This is a genomic window from Pantoea sp. B9002, assembly GCF_013385945.1.
Taxonomy (GTDB): domain Bacteria; phylum Pseudomonadota; class Gammaproteobacteria; order Enterobacterales; family Enterobacteriaceae; genus Pantoea.
Genome location: NZ_JACAPA010000008.1, coordinates 104,444 through 126,326, shown reverse-complemented (window position 1 = coordinate 126,326; position 21,883 = coordinate 104,444). Strand labels below are relative to the sequence as shown.

General features: G+C 55.6%; 19 protein-coding genes. 14 read left to right on the top strand and 5 right to left on the bottom strand.

Features of this window, described 5'->3' with window-relative positions; all coding sequences use genetic code 11:
- Positions 1-98 precede the first annotated feature (98 nt).
- On the top strand, positions 99-1,286 hold the full coding sequence (locus tag HX773_RS05340; RefSeq protein ID WP_176970716.1) for an MFS transporter: 1,188 nt from the start codon (positions 99-101) through the stop codon (positions 1,284-1,286).
- Positions 1,287-1,322: 36 nt separating this feature from the next.
- On the opposite strand, the gene leuD is transcribed toward HX773_RS05340, so the two are convergent.
- From leuD to leuL, 5 genes are all read right to left on the bottom strand, one after another.
- On the bottom strand, positions 1,323-1,928 hold the full coding sequence (gene leuD, locus HX773_RS05335) for a 3-isopropylmalate dehydratase small subunit (RefSeq protein WP_176970715.1): 606 nt from the start codon (positions 1,926-1,928) through the stop codon (positions 1,323-1,325).
- A 3-nt stretch (positions 1,929-1,931) separates the two neighbouring features.
- Positions 1,932-3,338 carry a 3-isopropylmalate dehydratase large subunit gene (gene leuC, locus HX773_RS05330; RefSeq protein WP_176970714.1) on the bottom strand — a complete coding sequence of 469 codons (1,407 nt, stop codon included), beginning with the start codon at positions 3,336-3,338 and terminating at the stop codon, positions 1,932-1,934.
- A gap of 4 nt (positions 3,339-3,342) precedes the next feature.
- On the bottom strand, positions 3,343-4,434 hold the full coding sequence (gene leuB, locus HX773_RS05325) for a 3-isopropylmalate dehydrogenase (RefSeq protein WP_176970713.1): 1,092 nt from the start codon (positions 4,432-4,434) through the stop codon (positions 3,343-3,345).
- Between the two features lie 2 nt (positions 4,435-4,436).
- Positions 4,437-5,999 carry a 2-isopropylmalate synthase gene (gene leuA / locus HX773_RS05320; protein ID WP_101762123.1) on the bottom strand — a complete coding sequence of 521 codons (1,563 nt, stop codon included), beginning with the start codon at positions 5,997-5,999 and terminating at the stop codon, positions 4,437-4,439.
- A gap of 93 nt (positions 6,000-6,092) precedes the next feature.
- Entirely contained in the window at positions 6,093-6,176 is an 84-nt protein-coding gene (gene leuL / locus HX773_RS26125) for a leu operon leader peptide (protein ID WP_099686952.1), read from the bottom strand.
- A 732-nt stretch (positions 6,177-6,908) separates the two neighbouring features.
- Here leuL and ilvI point away from each other — a divergent pair.
- From ilvI to murG, 13 genes are all read left to right on the top strand, one after another.
- The gene (gene ilvI / locus HX773_RS05310) at positions 6,909-8,633 is read left to right on the top strand and encodes an acetolactate synthase 3 large subunit (RefSeq protein ID WP_008108621.1); all 1,725 of its coding nucleotides are present in this window, start codon (positions 6,909-6,911) and stop codon (positions 8,631-8,633) included.
- A 2-nt stretch (positions 8,634-8,635) separates the two neighbouring features.
- The gene (ilvN, locus tag HX773_RS05305; RefSeq protein ID WP_007885011.1) at positions 8,636-9,127 is read left to right on the top strand and encodes an acetolactate synthase small subunit; all 492 of its coding nucleotides are present in this window, start codon (positions 8,636-8,638) and stop codon (positions 9,125-9,127) included.
- Positions 9,128-9,324: 197 nt separating this feature from the next.
- Positions 9,325-10,335, top strand: coding sequence for a catabolite repressor/activator (cra, locus tag HX773_RS05300; RefSeq protein ID WP_176970712.1), 1,011 nt, complete (start codon positions 9,325-9,327; stop codon positions 10,333-10,335).
- Between the two features lie 492 nt (positions 10,336-10,827).
- The gene (gene mraZ, locus HX773_RS05295) at positions 10,828-11,286 is read left to right on the top strand and encodes a division/cell wall cluster transcriptional repressor MraZ (protein WP_007885013.1); all 459 of its coding nucleotides are present in this window, start codon (positions 10,828-10,830) and stop codon (positions 11,284-11,286) included.
- A gap of 2 nt (positions 11,287-11,288) precedes the next feature.
- Positions 11,289-12,230, top strand: a complete 942-nt coding sequence (rsmH, locus tag HX773_RS05290) for a 16S rRNA (cytosine(1402)-N(4))-methyltransferase RsmH (protein ID WP_176970711.1) — start codon at positions 11,289-11,291, stop codon at positions 12,228-12,230.
- Entirely contained in the window at positions 12,227-12,547 is a 321-nt protein-coding gene (gene ftsL, locus HX773_RS05285; RefSeq protein ID WP_008108617.1) for a cell division protein FtsL, read from the top strand. Before rsmH ends, ftsL begins: the two co-directional genes overlap by 4 nt.
- 16 nt (positions 12,548-12,563) lie before the next feature.
- A complete protein-coding gene (locus HX773_RS05280; protein WP_176970710.1) occupies positions 12,564-14,330 on the top strand; it encodes a peptidoglycan glycosyltransferase FtsI in 1,767 nt (588 codons plus the stop codon).
- The gene (murE, locus tag HX773_RS05275) at positions 14,317-15,804 is read left to right on the top strand and encodes a UDP-N-acetylmuramoyl-L-alanyl-D-glutamate--2,6-diaminopimelate ligase (RefSeq protein WP_176970709.1); all 1,488 of its coding nucleotides are present in this window, start codon (positions 14,317-14,319) and stop codon (positions 15,802-15,804) included. Before HX773_RS05280 ends, murE begins: the two co-directional genes overlap by 14 nt.
- Positions 15,801-17,162 carry a UDP-N-acetylmuramoyl-tripeptide--D-alanyl-D-alanine ligase gene (gene murF / locus HX773_RS05270; protein ID WP_176970708.1) on the top strand — a complete coding sequence of 454 codons (1,362 nt, stop codon included), beginning with the start codon at positions 15,801-15,803 and terminating at the stop codon, positions 17,160-17,162. The genes murE and murF overlap by 4 nt, the downstream gene beginning before the upstream one ends.
- Positions 17,156-18,238: a phospho-N-acetylmuramoyl-pentapeptide-transferase gene (mraY, locus tag HX773_RS05265; protein WP_007888613.1), complete on the top strand. Its 1,083-nt coding sequence runs from the start codon at positions 17,156-17,158 to the stop codon at positions 18,236-18,238. Before murF ends, mraY begins: the two co-directional genes overlap by 7 nt.
- Before the next feature lie 2 nt (positions 18,239-18,240).
- Positions 18,241-19,557 (top strand): UDP-N-acetylmuramoyl-L-alanine--D-glutamate ligase, encoded by a 1,317-nt coding sequence (gene murD / locus HX773_RS05260; RefSeq protein WP_176970707.1) that lies wholly within the window; start codon positions 18,241-18,243, stop codon positions 19,555-19,557.
- Positions 19,557-20,771 (top strand): cell division protein FtsW, encoded by a 1,215-nt coding sequence (gene ftsW / locus HX773_RS05255; RefSeq protein WP_176970706.1) that lies wholly within the window; start codon positions 19,557-19,559, stop codon positions 20,769-20,771. Before murD ends, ftsW begins: the two co-directional genes overlap by 1 nt.
- Positions 20,768-21,826 (top strand): undecaprenyldiphospho-muramoylpentapeptide beta-N-acetylglucosaminyltransferase, encoded by a 1,059-nt coding sequence (gene murG, locus HX773_RS05250; RefSeq protein ID WP_176970705.1) that lies wholly within the window; start codon positions 20,768-20,770, stop codon positions 21,824-21,826. The genes ftsW and murG overlap by 4 nt, the downstream gene beginning before the upstream one ends.
- Positions 21,827-21,883 lie beyond the last annotated feature (57 nt).

Below are 21,883 nucleotides of genomic sequence, written 5' to 3'. Positions count from 1 at the left end.
CCGCCAGCAGTGCTTTATCTGCTGGCTTTTTTCGTTTTGCTGTAGAATCTTCTACCCTCATTTCTCTACCTATTTTTTATTCGCAAAGGGATTTCTGCATGAAATCGCTGTTAACGCGTCAACGTCGCATCAATCCGGTCTACCTCTCGTTTATGGCGGTGTCGTTTATGACCGGCGTGGCCGGTGCGCTGCAGGCGCCGACGCTGAGCCTGTTTCTGACGCGCGAAGTGCAGGTAAGTCCATTCTGGGTCGGCTTGTTCTTTACCATCAATGCGATCGCGGGGATTGTGATTAGCCTGCTGATGGCGAAACGCTCCGATAATCAGGGCGATCGCCGCAACCTGATTCTGTTTTGCTGCCTGATGGCGACGCTGAATGCGCTGCTGTTTGCCTTCAATCGCCACTATTTAACGCTGGTGACGCTGGGCGTGTTTTTGTCGGCGCTGGCCAGCGTGTCGATTCCGCAGGTGTTCGCCCTCGCGCGGGAATATGCCGATCAGTCGGCGCGTGAAGTGGTGATGTTCAGCTCGGTGATGCGTGCGCAGCTGTCGCTGGCGTGGGTGATCGGGCCGCCGCTGTCGTTTGCGCTGGCGCTTAACTACGGCTTTGAGACGCTGTTCTGCGTGGCGGCGGGGATTTTCCTGCTGAGCATGCTGCTGATCTGGCGCACCTTGCCCTCGGTGCCGCGCGTGGTGGCCTCGCCTGAAGAGGTGCTGACGCAGCTTAGCCCGTGGAAAGACAGTCAGGTGCGGTTGCTGTTTATCGCCTCCGTCACCATGTGGGCGTGCAACACCATGTATATCATTGATATGCCGCTGTATATCAGCACCACGCTGGGCCTGCCGGAGAAGCTGGCGGGATTGCTGATGGGCACCGCCGCCGGGCTGGAGATTCCGATCATGCTGCTGGCCGGCCATTACGCGCGGCGCACCGGCAAACGCAAACTGATGCTGCTGGCGCTGGTGGCGGCGATTGTGTTTTATCTCGGATTGGTGATGTTCCAGTCACGTACGGCGTTGATGGTGCTGCAACTTTTTAATGCCGCGTTTGTTGGCATCATCGCCGGAATTGGCATGTTGTGGTTCCAGGATTTAATGCCGGGCCGCGCGGGTGCGGCGACGACGCTGTTCACCACCTCAATTTCCACCGGCATGATTATCGCTGGCATCATTCAGGGCACCATGAGCGAGCGCTTTGGTCATGAGTCGGTTTACTGGCTGGCGTTGGGGCTGGCGGTGCTGGCGTTGGGATTGGCGTCGCGCGTGCGGGATGTTGTTGATAGATAGAAAAGAGAAGGGCGACATCCTGTCGCCCTTGTTGCCTTAGCGTAAGAACGCTGGCTGATGGGTCTCGTAGCTGGAGATGGACGCTTCGTGTTGCAGCGTCAGGCCAATGCTGTCGAGGCCGTTGATCATGCAGTGACGGCGGAAGCTGTCGATTTCGAAGCTATAGGTTTTATCGCCTGCAGTGACGGTTTGCGCTTCCAGATCCACGGTGAAGGTGACACCCGGCTGCGCAGCAACCAGTTTGAACATCTCATCCACTTCTTCATCGCTCAGCTTCACCGGCAGCAGCTGGTTGTTGAAGCTGTTGCCATAGAAAATGTCGGCGAAGCTTGGCGCGATCACCACATGGAAGCCGAAGTCGGTCAGCGCCCACGGCGCGTGCTCACGCGATGAACCGCAGCCAAAGTTCTCACGCGCCAGCAAAATGCTGGTGCCTTTGAATTCGGGTTTGTTCAGCACAAAGCTGGCGGTTGGTACGGTGCCGGCATCATCTTCAAAACGCCAGTCGTGGAACAGATGCGCGCCAAAACCGGTGCGCGTCACTTTCTGCAGGAACTGCTTCGGAATGATGGCATCAGTATCGACGTTGGCCGCATCCAGTGGCGCCACAATTCCGGTGTGTTGAGTAAATTTGTTCGCCATGGCTTAAGCTCCCTGAGTCAATTCACGAATGTCGGCAAAACGACCGGTTACGGCAGCCGCAGCGGCCATCGCCGGGCTCACCAGGTGAGTACGTCCACCGCGGCCCTGACGACCTTCAAAGTTACGGTTGCTGGTCGATGCGCAACGTTCGCCTGGATTGAGGCGGTCATTGTTCATGGCCAGACACATGGAGCAACCCGGTAAACGCCATTCAAAACCGGCTTCGAGGAAAATTTTGTCCAGACCTTCGGCTTCGGCTTGTGCTTTCACCGGACCCGAACCTGGCACCACCATCGCGACCACGCCCGGCGCCACTTTACGGCCTTTGGCAATCGCCGCAGCGGCGCGCAAATCTTCAATACGTGAGTTGGTGCAGGAGCCGATAAACACTTTATCGATCGCCACGTCAGTCAGTTTGATGCCTGGCTGCAGATCCATGTAAGCCAGCGCTTTCTCTGCAGAAGCGCGCTCAACCGGATCGGCAAAGGATTGTGGATTCGGGATGGCTTGATCTACCGCCATCACCTGGCCTGGATTGGTGCCCCAGGTCACTTGCGGAGCGATATCTTCCGCGTGCAGCGTGACGATGCTGTCGAATTTGGCATCGCTGTCAGACTTCAGCGTGCGCCAGTAAGCAACCGCTTGTTCCCACTGCTCGCCCTTCGGCGCGAACTGCTTGTCTTTCAGATAGTTGAAAGTGGTGTCGTCCGGCGCGACCAGGCCCGCTTTGGCACCCATTTCAATCGCCATGTTACACAGCGTCATACGGCCTTCCATGCTCAGCGCTTCGATCGCTGGGCCACAGAATTCGACAACGTGACCGGTACCGCCAGCGCTGCCGGTTTTACCGATGATGGCCAACACGATATCTTTGGCGGTAATGCCCGGCGCAGCTTCGCCCAGCACTTCAATCTTCATGGTCTTCGCGCGGCCCTGTTTCAGGGTTTGGGTGGCAAACACGTGCTCAACTTCGGAAGTCCCGATACCGAATGCCAGTGAGCCGAACGCGCCGTGCGTGGCGGTGTGGGAATCGCCGCAGACGATGGTCATGCCCGGCAACGTCATGCCTTGCTCTGGCCCAATGACGTGCACGATGCCCTGGAACGGGTGATTCAGGTCATACAGCTGAATGCCGAACTCAGCACAGTTCTTCATCAGCTCTTGCATCTGAATACGCGCCATCTCGCCAGACGCATTGATATCTTTGGTCTGCGTCGAAACGTTGTGATCCATGGTAGCGAAGGTTTTCGACGGCTGACGCACTTTGCGGCCGTGCGCACGCAGACCATCAAAGGCCTGCGGCGATGTCACTTCATGGATCAGATGGCGATCGATATAGAGTAACGGCGTTTCGTTCGGGGTTTCGTTAACGACATGTGCATCAAATAACTTCTGGTATAAGCTTTTCATTTTATTATTTTTCCTCGGCGATGAAACCGGCAATGATGCTGCCCATTTCATCTGTGCTCACGGCTTTGCCGTCACCGGCCAAATCACGGGTGCGATAACCCGCTTCCAGCGCACGGCTTACGGCGCGTTCAATGCTTGCGGCGGCTTCATCCGCGTTCAGGCTATAACGCAGCAGCAGTGACAGCGACAGAATCTGCGCAATCGGGTTAGCAATGTTCTGACCGGCGATATCCGGTGCGGAACCGCCCGCTGGCTCAAACAGGCCAAAACCTTCTTCATTCAGGCTGGCGGAAGGCAGCAAGCCCATCGAACCGGTAATCATTGCGCATTCGTCTGACAGGATGTCGCCAAACAGGTTAGAACAGAGCAGCACGTCAAACTGTGATGGATCTTTAATCAGCTGCATGGTGGCGTTATCGATGTACATGTGGCTCAACTGCACATCCGGGTAATCTTTTGCCACTTCGTTCACAATCTCGCGCCACATGACGGAAGTCTGCAAAACGTTGGCTTTGTCGATTGAGGTGACGATGTTGCGGCGCTTACGCGCTGATTCAAAGGCGATACGCGCGATGCGCTCGATTTCGAAACGGTGATAAATCTCAGTATCGAAAGCTCGCTCGTGCGGGCCGCTGCCTTCGCGGCCTTTCGGCTGACCGAAGTAGATGCCGCCGGTCAGCTCACGCACGCACAGGATGTCGAAACCGCGCTCGGCGATGTCGCTGCGCAGCGGGCAGAACGCTTCCAGACCTTTATACAGCGCAGCAGGGCGCAGGTTGCTGAACAGCTTAAAGTGCTTACGCAGCGGCAACAGCGCACCGCGCTCGGGTTGCTGCGCCGGCGGCAGATGTTCCCATTTCGGGCCACCTACCGAGCCAAACAGAATCGCATCCGCTTGCTCTGCGCCAGCAACGGTAGCCGGTGGCAGCGGTTCACCGTGACGATCGATGGCGATACCGCCAACATCATATTCGCTGGTGGTGATACGCATGTCGAAACGCGTACGAATTGCATCGAGAACTTTCATGGCCTGCGCCATCACTTCCGGACCAATTCCGTCGCCTGGCAATACCGCGATATGAGAAGACTTAGACATAGTTACACCGTTTCCTTCTGATCTTTAAATTTACGCTGCAGTTCTTTTTCCACCTGCTTAGCACGCCAAATATTGTTCAACGCGTTCACCATCGCTTTCGCCGATGATTCGACAATATCGGTCGCCAGGCCAACGCCATGGAATTTACGACCGTTGTAGTTGACCACGATATCGACCTGACCCAGCGCGTTCTCGCCGTGGCCTTTCGCCGTCAGCTTGTAGTTAATCAGTTCAGCTTCAAAGCCGGTGATGCGGTTGATAGCCTGATAGACCGCATCAACCGGACCGTTACCGGTTGCGGCGTCAGCTTTGGTCTCTTCACCGCAGCCCAACTGCACGGAGGCCGTTGCGGTCACGCTGGAGCCGGTCTGCACATTGAATTCGTTGAGCTCGAAATATTCTGGCTCTTCGTTCTGTTTGTTGATGAAGGCCAACGCTTCCAGGTCGTAATCGAAGACCTGACCTTTCTTGTCGGCCAGCTTCAGGAAGGCGTCATATAAGGTGTCGAGGTTATAATCCGACTCTTTGTAGCCCATCTCTTCCATGCGGTGTTTCACCGCAGCGCGGCCAGAACGGGAAGTCAGGTTCAGCTGGATTTTGTGCAGGCCGATAGATTCTGGCGTCAGGATTTCGTAGTTTTCGCGGTTCTTCAGCACGCCATCCTGATGAATACCGGAAGAGTGGGCGAAGGCGTTAGAACCGACCACCGCTTTGTTGGCCGGAATCGGCATGTTGCAGATTTGGCTCACGGTTTGGCTGGTGCGGTAGATTTCCTGATGATTGATGTTGGTGTGGACGTTCATGATCTGCTGGCGGGTTTTGATCGCCATGATCACTTCTTCCAGAGCACAGTTACCAGCGCGCTCGCCTAAACCGTTCAGCGTACCTTCAACCTGACGTGCACCAGCCAATACCGCGGCGATGGCGTTGCCGGTCGCCATACCCAAATCGTCGTGGGTGTGAACAGACAAGATGGCTTTATCGATGTTTGGAACGCGTGCCACTAATTGGCCAATGATGTTGGCGTATTCGCCTGGCAAGGTGTAGCCGACGGTGTCCGGGATGTTAATGGTGGTTGCACCGGCATTAATCGCGGCTTCAACCATGCGGCACAAATCGTCGATTGGCGTACGACCGCCATCTTCACAGGAGAACTCAACGTCGTCGGTGTAGTTACGGGCGCGTTTAATCATGTGCACCGCGCGTTCAATCACTTCTGGCAGCGTGCTGCGCAGTTTGGTGGCGATGTGCATCGGCGAAGTAGCGATGAAGGTGTGAATACGGAACGCTTCAGCCACACGCAGTGATTCGTATGCTGCGTCAATGTCCTTCTCAACGCAGCGTGCCAGTCCGCAGACGCGGCTGTTTTTAATGGTACGAGCGATGGTTTGTACGGATTCAAAATCGCCTGGAGAGGAAACGGGGAAGCCCACTTCCATCACATCCACGCCCATACGTTCCAACGCCAGAGCGATTTGCAGTTTTTCTTTAACACTCAGGCTGGCCTGTAAAGCTTGTTCGCCATCACGCAGAGTGGTATCGAAAATAATAACTTGCTGGCTCATCGTAATCTTCCTTATGCATTAACTTTGCCGGTGCTACGAGCATAAAAAAACCCGCGCATTGGCGCGGGTTTCTTAAACTTCTGCAGGTTCGAATCAGTTATTGATTCCGCCCACGAGTCTACCGCGCAAACTGGATGCGTTTAGTAGTAGACCGAGTAGGCGGAAAGAATGAAACATGATTCAAACCTCGTAAATTGAGTGCTGCACATATTGGTACTGGAATTGACGTGTGAAGTCAACCTTAAGTGCAAGGGTATTTCTGTGAGGTAAGAAGGGCGATGTGCTGTGATTTTTCGGCTGCGCAGAGCAATGACATTAATTAGCAACAGGATAAGTGAACCCATCCACTTAAAAAATCGTTTAGAAAATAGAATTTATTTTAACTGGTTGATAAATATTGTTTTAAGTTGGCAATGCGCATTGCTGATAAAACAAGATTAGGCTTGTTGTTAAGAAGAATATGATGTGATCAGGCCGTTTTATAGATAATCACGCCAGAAAGTATTTATCACAAAAGATTGTGGACTGAGTGGTCAGGCAATATGAAAATCATATTTCTTAGAACACGCTGCAAATAATCTATAAACCAGCATTTTCCTCTGTGGTTATGACGAAGCATTAGTTTAATCCTCGCAGGCAATAATCACGCATCAGTGCCTTTATTGCCGGATCGGGCGCGACGTGGCGTCCTGGCGTTTGCAGGCCGGGTTGTCTGCGGTTATGGTAATCGACCTACTCTCATATAATTAACTCAAGTAGATTCCCTGTACCTGGAGGGCGGAAAGAACGCCGCCTTCTGAGCATAAACATAAGGTTTTGATCTTAATTGGCGATCGGGGGCCGGATATCAGTGGCGTGCGGGAAACGCGAACGTCAGTGGATTCAGTCCCTCAAGCCTGGAGGCAGAAAATGGAGATGTTGTCAGGAGCCGAAATGGTCGTCCGTTCGTTAATCGATCAGGGCGTTAAGCAGGTATTCGGTTATCCGGGCGGAGCGGTGCTCGATATTTACGATGCGCTGCAAACGGTCGGTGGTATTGACCACGTATTGGTCCGTCATGAACAAGGCGCGGTGCATATGGCCGATGGCCTTGCGCGTGCGACCGGTGAAGTGGGCGTGGTGCTGGTGACTTCCGGTCCAGGCGCCACCAACGCGATTACCGGTATTGCAACCGCCTATATGGATTCGATCCCGATGGTGATTCTGTCGGGTCAGGTGCCTTCGTCACTGATTGGTTACGATGCGTTTCAGGAGTGCGACATGGTCGGCATCTCCCGCCCGGTGGTGAAGCATAGCTTCCTGGTAAAAAACGCCGAAGAGATCCCAACCGTGCTGAAAAAGGCCTTCTGGCTGGCAGCCAGCGGTCGTCCGGGACCGGTGGTGATCGATCTGCCTAAAGATATCCTCAATCCAGCCAACAAGCTGCCGTACGTCTGGCCGGAAACGGTGAGCATGCGCTCCTACAATCCGACCATTCAGGGCCATAAAGGACAGATTAAGCGCGCGCTGCAAACGTTACTGGCAGCACACAAGCCGGTGATTTACGCCGGCGGCGGGGCGATTATGTCGGGCTGCGAAGCTGAACTGCTGCAGCTGGCAGAGCAACTGAATATTCCGGTGACGACTTCCCTGATGGGCTTGGGCGTGTTCCCTGGCACACATCGTCAGTGCATCGGCATGTTGGGTATGCACGGCACTTACGAAGCCAATATGACCATGCATAATGCCGATCTGATCTTCGGTATTGGCGTGCGCTTCGACGACCGCACCACCAACAATCTGGCGAAGTACTGCCCGAACGCCACCATCATGCATATCGATGTCGATCCGACGTCGATCTCCAAAACGGTCAGCGCCGACATTCCCATCGTTGGTGATGCGAAGCAGACACTGGCACAGATGTTAGAGCTGCTGGCGCAAAGCGATGCGAAGCAGGAACTCGATAGCCTGCGCGACTGGTGGCAGACCATTGAAGGCTGGCGCGGCCGCAAGTGCCTGGAATTCGATCGCACCAGCGACAAAATTAAGCCGCAGGCAGTTATCGAGACCATCTGCCGTTTGACCAAAGGCGAAGCTTACGTCACGTCGGACGTCGGTCAGCATCAGATGTTTGCCGCGCTTTACTACCAGTTCGACAAGCCGCGTCGCTGGATCAATTCCGGCGGTTTGGGCACCATGGGCTTCGGCTTGCCTGCTGCGCTGGGCGTGAAGATGGCGCTGCCAGATGAGACGGTTATCTGCGTGACCGGCGATGGCAGTATCCAGATGAACATTCAGGAGCTGTCGACCGCGCTGCAGTACGATTTGCCGGTGCTGGTATTGAACCTCAACAACGGCTTCCTTGGCATGGTTAAGCAGTGGCAGGACATGATTTACTCCGGCCGCCACTCGCAGTCTTACATGCAATCGCTGCCTGACTTCGTGCGCCTGGCCGAAGCGTATGGCCATGTGGGCATTTCCATTGCGCATCCGGCGGAGCTGGAAGAGAAACTGCAGCTGGCCTTGGATACGCTGGCGAAAGGCCGTCTGGTGTTTGTCGATGTGAATATTGACGGCAGCGAGCACGTTTACCCGATGCAAATTCGTGGTGGTTCGATGGATGAGATGTGGTTGAGCAAAACGGAGAGGACTTAATTATGCGTCGTATTTTATCGGTTCTGCTGGAAAACGAATCCGGCGCATTGTCTCGCGTAGTGGGACTGTTCTCTCAACGTGGCTACAACATTGAAAGCCTGACTGTGGCACCGACCGATGATCCCACCTTGTCACGCATGACCATTCAAACGGTCGGCGACGCGAAGGTACTGGAGCAGATCGAGAAGCAGCTGCACAAGCTGGTGGACGTGTTACGTGTCAGCGAGCTGGGTCAGGGCGCTTACGTTGAGCGTGAGATCATGCTGGTGAAAATCCAGGCCAGCGGTTACGGCCGTGAAGAAGTGAAGCGCAGCGCGGAAATTTTCCGTGGTCAGATCATCGATGTTACGCCAACGCTTTACACGGTTCAGCTGGCGGGCACCAGCGATAAACTCGATGCGTTTCTCAACACCGTGCGTGACGTGGCAGAAATTGTCGAAGTGGCGCGCTCAGGAATCGTGGGTGTGTCGCGCGGCGATCGCGTGATGCGTTAATCACCCAAAGTAACGATTTCATCTGATTCTAACCCGGCGAAATGCCGGGTTTTTTTATTTTATGCGCTTATCCAGGATGCGAGAGAAAAGCGGTTGCTCGGCGTAGTTTTCTGCGGTTAGATGTTACAAATGTTTTACCCATAGCTACTCTGCGGATATTTTCGTCAGCGCTGGCTTATCAGAATTAAGGTGTCACCGTGAAACTGGATGAAATTGCGCGCCTGGCAGGCGTGTCGCGCACCACGGCCAGCTATGTAATTAATGGCAAAGCGCGGCAGTATCGTGTCAGCGAAAAAACCGTCGAAAAAGTGATGGCGGTGGTGCGTGAACACAACTATCACCCCAATGCCGTCGCGGCTGGGCTGCGTGCCGGACGCACACGTTCAATTGGTTTAGTGATCCCCGATCTGGAAAACACCAGTTACACGCGCATTGCGAACTATCTGGAGCGTCAGGCGCGTCAGCGCGGCTATCAGCTGCTAATTGCCTGCTCGGAAGACCAGCCGGACAACGAAATGCGCTGCATCGAGCATCTATTGCAGCGACAGGTTGATGCCATCATCGTTTCGACTTCACTGCCGCCCGAGCATCCGTTCTATCAGCGTTGGATCAACGATCCTTTACCAATTATCGCGCTGGACCGCGCGCTGGATCGTGAACACTTTACCAGCGTAGTGGGTGCCGATCAGGATGATGCGCAGGCGCTGGCGGCTGAATTGCGTCAGCTACCGGTGAAAAACGTGCTGTTCCTCGGCGCGCTGCCTGAGTTGTCGGTCAGTTTCCTGCGTGAACTCGGCTTCCGCGATGCGTGGAAAGATGATGAGCGGCCGATTGATTATATCTACTGCAACAGCTTCGATCGTGCCGCCGCTGCCACGCTGTTTGAGAAGTACCTCGAAGATCATCCGATGCCGGAGGCGCTGTTCACCACTTCGTTTGGGCTGCTGCAGGGCGTAATGGACATTACGCTGAAGCGTGATGGTCGCCTGCCGACCGATTTGGCGATCGCCACCTTTGGCGACCACGAATTGCTGGACTTCCTCGAGTGTCCGGTGCTGGCGGTGGGTCAACGTCATCGCGACGTGGCTGAGCGCGTGCTGGAACTGGTTTTAGCCTCGCTGGATGAACCGCGTAAACCCAAGCCAGGCTTAACCCGTATTCGTCGTAATTTATTCCGCCGCGGACAATTAAGCCGCCGCCCTAAATGAAATGCTGGGCAGTTCGCTGCCCAGCATTAATTTAACCCGCAGATATTTCCTGCGAACCTTCCGGCGTAAATAAGCGTAAATAATCGCCACTCCAGCTAACAATTTAACCTTGCTGACTTTTCTTAATTGTTTACATGTTCATCAGCGAGGCGTAGCAGAGCTGGCGCGATGATGCTGGGCTTCCTTTCAGAAATCCCCTAAAATGCCGCCGCTGTCGCAGATTGCGGGGCAATTATATTTTTGCGGCAAAGAGCTTTATTTTTCGCCATTTATCATTGTGCGGAAATTTTTATTCAATTATTCATCAGGTTAATTTTTTATTTTGCGAATCCATGTCGATTAATTCCCTCATTGATTAATTTCACCCGATGTAAATAGTGATATTCACTTGCCGTTGCGGCTTGACAAGGATTTCATCGGCTCCGTAAACTCGTTTCGTGGTAAAAAGTGGGATAAAGTGGTGAAAACGGGTGATTGAGGGGTAAGGCTGGCATGTTCCGTGGAGCAACGTTAGTCAATCTCGACAGCAAAGGACGATTAGCAGTACCAACGCGCTATCGTGAATTGCTTGTCGCAGAGTCTCAGGGGCAAATGGTATGCACCATTGACCTCCACCAGCCATGCCTGCTGCTTTATACCCTGCCCGAATGGGAAATCATTGAGAAAAAGCTGTCTCGCTTATCCAGCATGAATCCTGCCGAGCGTCGCGTACAGCGACTGCTGTTGGGACATGCCAGTGAATGCCAGATGGATAATGCGGGTCGTTTGTTGTTGGCGAACACGTTACGTCAACACGCCGGCCTGACCAAAGAAGTGATGCTGGTTGGACAGTTCAACAAGTTTGAGCTGTGGGATGAACAGACCTGGTATCAACAAGTTAAGGATGATATTGACACAGAACAGTCGGCTCAGGAGCCTTTATCTGAGCGGTTGCAGGACTTGTCGCTATAGCTATGCAGGAAAATTTCAAACACACCACAGTGCTGCTGGATGAGGCGGTAAACGGCCTCAATATCAGGGAAGACGGCATATATATCGATGGCACTTTTGGTCGCGGCGGTCACTCGCGCTTAATCCTTTCGCAGCTTGGCGAGAAAGGGCAACTGATAGCGATTGATCGCGATCCGCAAGCGATAGCCGCAGCCGCTGAGATAAAAGATCCACGTTTCTCGATCGTCCACGGGCCATTTTCGGCTTTGGCGGAATACGTCGAAGAGCGCGGGTTGACCGGCCAGATCGATGGCGTTCTGCTCGATCTGGGCGTCTCTTCTCCGCAACTGGATGATGCTGAACGCGGCTTCTCATTTATGCGTGATGGACCGCTGGATATGCGCATGGACCCAACGCGCGGGCAATCGGCCGCCGAATGGCTGATGAGCGCGGAAGAGGCGGATATCGCTTTCGTGATCAAGACCTACGGCGAAGAGCGTTTCGGTAAACGTATTGCGCGCGCCATCGTTGAACGCAACCGCGACCAGCCGATGACACGCACCAAAGAGCTGGCGACGGTGATTGCCGCCGCAATGCCCGTCAAAGATAAATTTAAGCATCCGGCAACGCGTACTTTCCAGGCGATTCGCATCTGGATCAACAGTGAGCTGGAAGAGATCGATACCGCGCTGAAAGGGGCATTGTCGGTTCTCGCGCCAGGCGGCAGGTTGTCGATCATCAGCTTCCACTCACTGGAAGATCGCTTAGTGAAGCGTTTTATGCGCGATCAGAGCCGCGGTCCTCAGGTGCCAGCAGGCATTCCGATGACGGAGTCGCAGCTTAAAGCCTTAGGCGGCCGTGAACTGAAAACGCTGGGCAAGCTGATTCCTGGTGAAGCCGAAGTGAACGAAAACCCACGTGCGCGTAGTTCGGTGTTGCGTATCGCGGAGAGAACGGCGTCATGATTGGCAACGAGCGCCACAGCTTACCCGGTGTTATCGGTGGGGACTTGCTGCGATTTGGCAAGATCCCGCTTTTGCTGCTGATCGCGGTGCTGGTGTCCTCGGTGATTGTCGTGACCACCACGCACAAAACGCGCCTGTTAACGGCGCAGCGTGAACAGCTGGTGCTGGAGCGTGATGCGCTCGATATCGAATGGCGCAACCTGATTCTTGAAGAGAACGCACTTGGCGATCACAGCCGCGTAGAGCGTATAGCAACCGATAAACTGCAAATGCAGCATGTTGATCCTTCGCAGGAAAATATTGTGGTGCAGAAATAAGGAATCGCAGAACTCAATGAGTGGCGCAGGCAAAACGCTGAAGTTAAAAAAACAAGAAGATAAGGCCAGCTTTGTAAGCTGGCGCTTTGCGTTACTGTGCGGGTGCATTTTACTGGCGCTGGGCGGACTGCTGTCGCGCGTAGCATGGCTGCAGGTGATCAACCCTGACAAGCTGGTGAAAGAGGGCGATTTGCGTTCGCTGCGTGTGCAATCGGTACCCACCGCGCGCGGTATGATCAGCGATCGTGCCGGTCGTCCGCTAGCGGTGAGCGTGCCGGTGAATGCGATCTGGGCCGATCCGAAAGAGCTGACCGAACATGGCGGCGTTTCGCTGGATAGCCGCTGGAAAGCGCTGTCGGATGCGTTATCGATTCCGCTTGATCAACTTGCTGCTCGTATCAATGCCAACCCGAAAGGGCGCTTTGTCTATCTGGCGCGCCAGGTGAATCCGGCGATTGGCGAGTACGTGAAAAAGCTTAAGCTGCCGGGCATCTATCTGCGTGAAGAGTCGCGTCGTTACTATCCGGCGGGCCAGGTTACCGCGCACCTGATTGGTTTCACCAACATTGATGGGCAGGGCATTGAAGGCATTGAAAAGAGCTTCGACAAATGGCTGACTGGCGCACCGGGTGAACGTACGGTACGTAAAGATCGCAACGGCCGCGTCATCGAAGATATCTCCTCGGTAGACAGCCGCGCCGCGCACAACCTGACGCTAAGCATTGATGAACGTCTGCAGGCGCTGGTGTATCGCGAACTGAATAATGCCGTGGCGTTCAACAAAGCCGAATCAGGCACCGCGGTGCTGGTGGATGTGAATACAGGTGAAGTGCTGGCGATGGCGAACAGCCCCGCTTACAACCCAAATAATCTCAGCAACACGCCGAAAGACGTGATGCGTAACCGCGCCATTACCGACATCTTCGAGCCAGGTTCCACCGTGAAACCGATGGTGGTGATGACGGCTTTACAGCGCGGTGTGGTGAAAGAGAACAGCGTACTGAATACCGTGCCGTACCGCGTCAATGGTCATGAGATCAAAGACGTGGCGCGCTACAGCGAATTGACCCTTACCGGGGTTTTACAGAAGTCGAGTAACGTCGGGGTTTCACGTTTGGCGTTAGCGATGCCCTCCTCAGCACTCGTAGATACTTACGCGCGCTTTGGACTGGGTAAACCGACCAATTTGGGGCTGGTCGGGGAAAGTAGTGGCTTATACCCTCAAAAACAACGGTGGTCTGACATAGAGAGGGCCACCTTCTCTTTCGGCTACGGGCTAATGGTAACGCCGTTACAGTTAGCGCGAGTCTACGCAACCATTGGCAGCTACGGCATCAATCGCCCGCTGTCGATCACCAAAGTTGACCCGCCAGTGGCGGGTGAACGCGTTTTCCAGGAAGACCTGGTGAAAACGGTGATGCACATGATGGAAAGCGTTGCGTTGCCTGGCGGTGGTGGGGTTAAAGCCGCCATCAAGGGCTATCGCATTGCCATTAAAACCGGTACCGCTAAGAAAGTTGGACCGGATGGTCGTTACGTCAACAAATACATTGCTTATACCGCAGGCGTTGCGCCTGCCAGCCGTCCTCGTTTTGCGCTGGTGGTGGTGATCAACGATCCCCAGGCCGGTAAATATTATGGTGGTGCGGTTTCAGCACCGGTGTTTGGCGCCATCATGGGCGGCGTATTGCGTACCATGAATATCGAACCTGATGCGCTGCCGACAGTTGATAAGAACGAGTTGGTGAAGAATAGAAGTGAGGGATCAAGTGACAGATCGTAACCTGCGCGATTTACTGGCCCCGTGGGTGCCGGGTGCGCCGGCGCGTCCACTCCGTGACATGACACTAGATAGCCGCGCTGCGGCTTCTGGCGATCTGTTTATCGCCGTGGCGGGCCATCATGCTGATGGACGTCGTTTTATTCCGCAGGCTATTGCACAAGGCGTAGCGGCAGTGATTGCCGAAGCCGAAGGCGAAGCCAGCGATGGAGATATCCGCGAGATGCATGGCGTCCCGGTTATCTATCTGGCGCAGTTGCAGCAGCGTCTCTCTGCACTGGCCGGACGCTTTTATCAGCAGCCTGCAAGCAAACTGAAATTGATTGGTGTTACTGGCACCAACGGCAAAACCACCACCACGCAATTGATGGCGCAGTGGGCCAATCTGCTCGGTGAAACCGGCGCAGTGATGGGCACGGTAGGCAATGGCCTTTACGGTCAACTGGTGGCAACCGAAAACACCACCGGTTCTGCGGTGGATGTGCAGCATGTGCTGAATGATTTAGTCGGGCAGGGCGCAACCCTGACGGCAATGGAAGTCTCCTCACACGGTTTGGTGCAGCATCGCATTGCCGCCTTGCCGTTTGCGGCCGCGGTGTTTACTAACCTGAGCCGCGATCACCTCGATTATCACGGTGATATGCAGAGTTATGAATCCGCTAAATGGTTACTGTTCTCTGAGCATCAGGTCGCTGAAGCCATCATCAATGCTGATGATGAAGTGGGACGTCGCTGGCTGGCAAAATTGCCGGATGCGGTAGCGGTCACCATGGAAGACAATCTGCAATCGGGCTGTCATGGCCGCTGGCTGAAAGCCACGGCGGTGGATTATCACGACGGCGGAGCGCATATTCAGTTCAGCTCCAGCTGGGGCAACGGCGAGTTTGATAGCCGCCTGATGGGCGCTTTCAACGTGAGCAACTTGTTGCTGGCGCTGGGTACGCTGCTGGCGCTGGATTATCCGCTTGATGCGCTGGTTGCCACTGCACCGCAGCTGCAGCCGGTGTGCGGTCGCATGGAAGTATTCACTGCGCCAGAAAAACCTACGGTGGTTGTCGATTACGCTCACACGCCTGATGCGCTGGAAAAAGCGCTGGAAGCGGCGCGTCTGCACTGTAAAGGCCAGCTGTGGTGCGTGTTTGGCTGCGGTGGCGATCGCGACAAAGGCAAACGTCCACTGATGGGCGCGATTGCTGAGCAATTCTCCGACATCGTCGTGATCACCGACGATAATCCACGCAGCGAAGAGCCGATGGCGATTGTGAATGACATTCTCACCGGCCTGCTCGATCCGGGCCGCGCACGCGTGGTTTCCGGTCGTGCGCAGGCGGTCACTAACGCCGTGATGCAAGCCGGCGCTGATGACATCGTGTTGGTGGCCGGAAAAGGCCACGAAGATTATCAAATCATTGGCAACCGCCGTTTGGATTACTCCGATCGCGACACCGTCGCCCGTTTGTTGGGGGTGATGGCATGATTCCCGTTTCTCTCAATACGCTGGCCGAAATCAGCGGCGGTCAACTGCACGGCGCGGATTTAACCCTTGCCGATGTCACCACCGATACCCGCAAAGTCACCGCCGGCAGCCTGTTTGTGGCGCTGGTGGGTGAACGTTTTGATGCTCACGATTTCGCTAACGATGCGATTACTAACGGCGCGCAGGCGTTGCTGGTCAGTAAGCTGCTGCCGGTTTCTGTCCCGCAAGTGGTTGTGGCTGATACGCGGATTGCTTTTGGGCAACTCGCCGCGTGGGTACGCCAACAGGCGAACGCTCGCGTAGTTGCGCTGACCGGTTCATCCGGCAAAACCTCGGTCAAAGAGATGACCGCCGCGATTTTACGCCAGTGTGGCGAAACGCTCTACACCGCAGGCAACCTGAACAACGACTTCGGCGTGCCGATGACGCTGCTGCGTCTCACCAAAGAGCATGCTTATGCGGTGATCGAGTTAGGTGCCAACCATCAGGGTGAAATTGCCTACACCACCGATCTGGTGCGTCCGGAAACTGCGCTGGTGAATAATCTTGCAGCTGCCCATCTGGAAGGCTTTGGTTCGCTGGCGGGTGTGGCGAAAGCCAAAGGCGAAATTTTTGGCGGCTTGCCGGTACACGGCACCGCGATCGTCAACGCTGACAGCAACGATCTGGCCAACTGGCAATCACAGTTTGTCGATAAAACCTTGTGGCGCTTCTCGCCACAGCCGATGGCTGATGCAGAGTTCCGCGCCAGTGAAATCGTGCTGCGTGCCGATGCCACGCTGTTCACGCTGCATACGCCACGTGGCGATATCGCCGTGGAGCTGCCGCTGCCGGGCCGTCATAACATCGCGAATGCGTTAGCCGCTGCCGCGCTGGCGTTATCAGTGGATGCGCCGCTGACGGCAATTCAAACCGGCCTTAAAACCTTACAGCCGGTTCCTGGTCGTCTGTTCCCGATTCGTCTGGCGGCAAATCAACTGCTGCTGGATGACAGCTACAACGCCAACGTCGGTTCGATGACTGCTGCTGCGCAGGTGCTGGGCGATATGCCGGGCTATCGCGTGATGGTGGTGGGCGATATGGCGGAGCTGGGCGATGAAGCCGAACTGTGTCATCGCCAGGTCGGCGATGCGGCCAAAGCGGCCGGTGTCGATCGCGTGCTGAGCACCGGAACGCTGAGCCAGCTGATTGGCGAAAGCAGCGGTAAAGGCGAGCATTTCGCCACGAAAGCCGCGCTAACTGAACGTTTACGCACATTGCTGTCCGAACATCAGGACATCACTATTTTGGTTAAAGGTTCACGTAGTGCCGCCATGGAGCAGGTAGTACAGAGCTTACAGGAGAAAGGAACATGCTAGTCTGGCTGGCCGAACATCTGGTCGCATTTTATTCCGGCTTTAACGTCTTCTCGTATCTGACGTTTCGCGCCATTGTCAGCCTGCTGACCGCCTTGTTCATTTCTCTGTGGATGGGCCCGCGCCTGATTGCCTGGCTGCAGAAACTGCAGATTGGTCAGGTGGTGCGTAACGACGGTCCAGAGTCACATTTCAGCAAGCGTGGCACGCCAACCATGGGCGGCGTGATGATCCTCACCTCCATCACCATTTCGGTACTGATGTGGGCCTATCCGTCCAATCCATATGTCTGGTGCGTACTGGTGGTGCTGGTAGGTTTTGGCATCATCGGCTTTGTGGATGACTATCGCAAAGTGGTGCGCAAAGACACTAAAGGCCTGATCGCGCGCTGGAAATATTTCTGGATGTCGGTGATTTCGCTGGCTGTCGCGTTCGCGCTGTTTATCGCCGGTAAAGATACGCCTGCAACGCAGCTGGTGGTACCGTTCTTTAAAGACGTGATGCCGCAGCTGGGCCTGTTCTACGTGGTACTGGCCTACTTCGTGATTGTTGGTACCGGCAACGCGGTCAACTTAACGGATGGCCTGGATGGCTTAGCCATTATGCCAACGGTATTCGTGGCAGCAGGCTTTGCGCTGGTGGCGTGGGCGACCGGTAACGTCAAGTTTGCCGAATATCTGCACATTCCTTATTTACGACACGCGGGCGAATTAGTGATTGTCTGCACCGCGATTGTCGGAGCCGGACTCGGATTTTTATGGTTCAACACCTATCCAGCGCAAGTGTTCATGGGCGATGTCGGCTCCCTGGCGCTGGGTGGCGCGCTCGGCACTATCGCCGTGCTGCTGCGTCAGGAATTCTTGCTGTTAATCATGGGCGGCGTGTTTGTGGTTGAAACGCTGTCGGTGATTCTGCAGGTGGGATCGTTCAAGCTGCGCGGTCAACGCATTTTCCGCATGGCGCCGATTCACCATCATTATGAATTGAAAGGCTGGCCGGAGCCGCGCGTCATCGTGCGCTTCTGGATTATTTCGCTGATGCTGGTGCTGATTGGCCTGGCAACGCTGAAGGTACGTTAATCATGGCTGACTATCGGGGCAGAAAAGTCGTCATCATTGGATTAGGCATTACTGGCCTCTCCTGTGTTGATTTCTTCCTCGCGCAAGGCGTAACGCCACGCGTGATGGATACCCGTGTCTCGCCGCCGGGGCTGGACAAACTGCCAGCTTCGGTGGAGCGCTATGTTGGCGGTATTAATAGCGATTGGCTGCTGGCGTCTGATCTGATTATCGCCAGCCCCGGCATCGCGCTGGCGCATCCTGCATTGAGCGAAGCCGCCGATGCCGGGATTGAAATCATCGGTGATATCGAGCTGTTCTGCCGTGAAGCGCAGGCACCGATTGTGGCGATTACCGGTTCCAACGGCAAAAGTACCGTGACGACGCTGGTGGGCGAAATGGCGCGTGCTGCAGGTTGGCAGGTGGGCGTGGGCGGCAACATCGGTTTGCCAGCGCTAACGCTGTTGAGATCGCCAGCACAGCTTTATGTGCTCGAACTCTCCAGCTTCCAGCTGGAAACCACCCACAGCCTGAAAGCGGCTGCGGCGACGATCCTCAATCTCACCGAGGATCATATGGATCGCTATCCGCTCGGCATGCAGCAGTATCGTGCCGCCAAGCTGCGCATTTACGAAAACGCCAGCGTCTGTGTAGTGAATGCTGACGATGGCATGACCATGCCGGTGCGCGGTGTTGATCAGCGCTGCGTGAGCTTCGGCATCAACCTCGGCGATTATCATCTCAATCAGCAACAGGGCAGCACCTGGCTGCGGGCGAAGGGCGAGAAAGTCCTGAACACCGATGAGATGGCGCTGGTGGGCCAACACAATTACACCAACGCGCTGGCAGCGCTGGCATTGGCCGACGCGGTGAACATCCCGCGCGCTTCCAGCCTGAAAGCGTTAACCACCTTTACCGGCCTGGCGCACCGCTTCCAGCTGGTGCATGAAGCCAACGGTGTGCGCTGGATTAACGATTCCAAAGCCACCAACGTTGGCAGCACCGAAGCGGCGCTGAATGGCCTGCAGGTAAAAGGAACCTTGTGGCTGCTGCTGGGCGGCGACGGCAAGTCGGCTGATTTCAGCCCGCTGGCGCGCTATCTGCAAGGCGACAGCGTGAAGCTGTTCTGTTTTGGGCGTGATGGCGATGCGTTAGCGGCACTGCGTCCGGAGATTGCCACGCGCACAGAAACCATGCAGCAGGCGATGACGCAAATTGCCGCACAGGTAAAAGCGGGCGATATGGTGCTGTTATCACCGGCCTGCGCCAGCCTCGACCAGTTCCGTAATTTTGAACAGCGCGGCGATCAGTTCGCGCAACTGGCGAAGGAGTTAAGCTGATGCGCATTCCTGGAGCCGGTATCGCCAACTATCTGTCAATGCGCCTGCGCGATTGGGTGATGGGCGCGCGCGACAATGATGATGCGCCGGTGGTGCTGTACGACCGCACGCTGCTGTGGCTGACCTTTGGGCTGGCGCTGATCGGTTTTGTGATGGTGACGTCGGCGTCAATGCCGGTTGGTCAACGTCTGAACGAAGATCCGTTCTACTTTGCCAAGCGTGATGCGTTCTATATCGCTTTGGCGTTCGGCATGGCGCTGGTGACCTTGCGCATCCCGATGGATTTCTGGCAGCGCTACAGCAACGTGATGCTGATGGTGTCCGTGGTGATGCTGCTGATCGTATTGGTCGTCGGTAGCTCGGTGAACGGTGCATCGCGCTGGATTGCCCTTGGCCCGCTGCGTATTCAGCCAGCCGAGCTTTCGAAGTTGACGCTGTTCTGCTATCTCGCCAGTTATCTGGTGCGCAAAGTCGAAGAGGTGCGTAACAACTTCTGGGGCTTCTGTAAGCCGATGGGCGTGATGGTGGTGCTGGCCGTGCTGCTGCTGGCGCAGCCGGATCTCGGTACCGTCGTTGTGCTGTTTGTTACCACGTTGGCGATGCTGTTCCTCGCCGGGGCGAAAATGTGGCAGTTCCTGGCGATCATCGGCTCCGGTATTTTTGCCGTGGTGCTGCTGATCATCGCCGAACCGTACCGTATGCGCCGTGTGACCTCCTTCTGGAACCCGTGGGAAGATCCCTTCGGCAGCGGCTACCAGCTGACGCAATCGTTGATGGCGTTTGGGCGCGGTGAGTTCTGGGGCCAGGGCTTAGGCAACTCGGTACAGAAACTGGAATATCTGCCGGAAGCACATACCGACTTTATCTTCTCCATCATCGGTGAAGAGTTGGGTTATGTCGGTGTGGTTTTAGCGCTGTTGATGGTATTCTTCGTCGCTTTTCGCGCGATGTCGATTGGTCGCCGTGCTCTGGAGATCGATCAGCGCTTCTCAGGCTTCCTCGCTTGCTCAATTGGCGTGTGGTTTAGCTTCCAGGCGCTGGTTAACGTGGGTGCGGCCGCAGGTATGCTGCCAACCAAAGGTCTGACGCTGCCGCTGATCAGTTACGGTGGTTCGAGTCTGATCATCATGTCGACCGCCATCGTGTTTTTAATGCGCATAGATTATGAAACGCGTCTGGCTAAAGCGCAGGCGTTTACCCGAGGTGCACGATGAGTGGCAAACGGCTGATGGTCATGGCAGGCGGTACTGGCGGACATGTGTTCCCCGGTCTGGCCGTTGCCCATCACCTGATGGAACAAGGCTGGCAGGTACGCTGGCTGGGAACCGCTGACCGAATGGAAGCGGATTTGGTGCCTAAACACGGTATTGAAATTGATTTTATCCGCATCAGCGGTTTACGCGGTAAAGGCGTAAAAGCGCAGTTGCTGGCACCGGTGCGCATCTTCAATGCATGGCGCCAGGCGCGTCGCATCATGAAGAGCTGGCAGCCGGATGTGGTGCTGGGAATGGGCGGCTACGTTTCGGGCCCCGGCGGCTTAGCGGCGTGGAGCTGCGGTATTCCGGTGGTGCTGCATGAGCAGAACGGCATTGCCGGACTGACCAACAAGTGGCTGGCGAAAATCGCCACCAAAGTGATGCAGGCGTTTCCTGGCGCGTTTCCAAATGCTGAAGTGGTTGGCAATCCGGTGCGTACCGATGTGTTAGCGCTGCCGTTACCGGCAGAGCGACTGAGCGCACGTTTCGGCCCGATTCGCGTGCTGGTAGTCGGCGGCAGCCAGGGCGCGCGCATCCTCAACCAGACCGTGCCGCAAGTGGCCGCAGAGTTGGGTGAAGCCATTACGGTTTGGCATCAAACCGGCAAAGGCGGACTGGAAACCGTGCAGCAGGCTTACCGCGCAGCGGGCCAGCCGCAGCACAAAGTCACCGAGTTTATCGATGACATGGCCGAAGCTTACGCCTGGGCCGATGTGGTGGTGTGCCGTTCGGGCGCATTGACGGTAAGCGAAGTGGCGGCCGCAGGTTTACCGGCGATTTTCGTGCCGTTTCAGCACAAAGATCGTCAGCAGTACTGGAATGCGTTGCCGCTGGAAAAAGCGGGTGCCGCCAAAATTTTCGAGCAGCCGCAGTTCACCGCGGCTGTGGTAGCGGACACGCTGCGTCACTGGGATCGCACCACATTGTTGGCGATGGCAGAAAAAGCCCGTCAGGTCGCGATTCCCGATGCAACCGAGCGGGTTGCAAATGAAGTGGCGCGCGTCGCGAAGTAAATTAATCGGCCAGTTGATTTGGCCCGTACCTTTAGCAGGTACAAACGGGAAAAACAG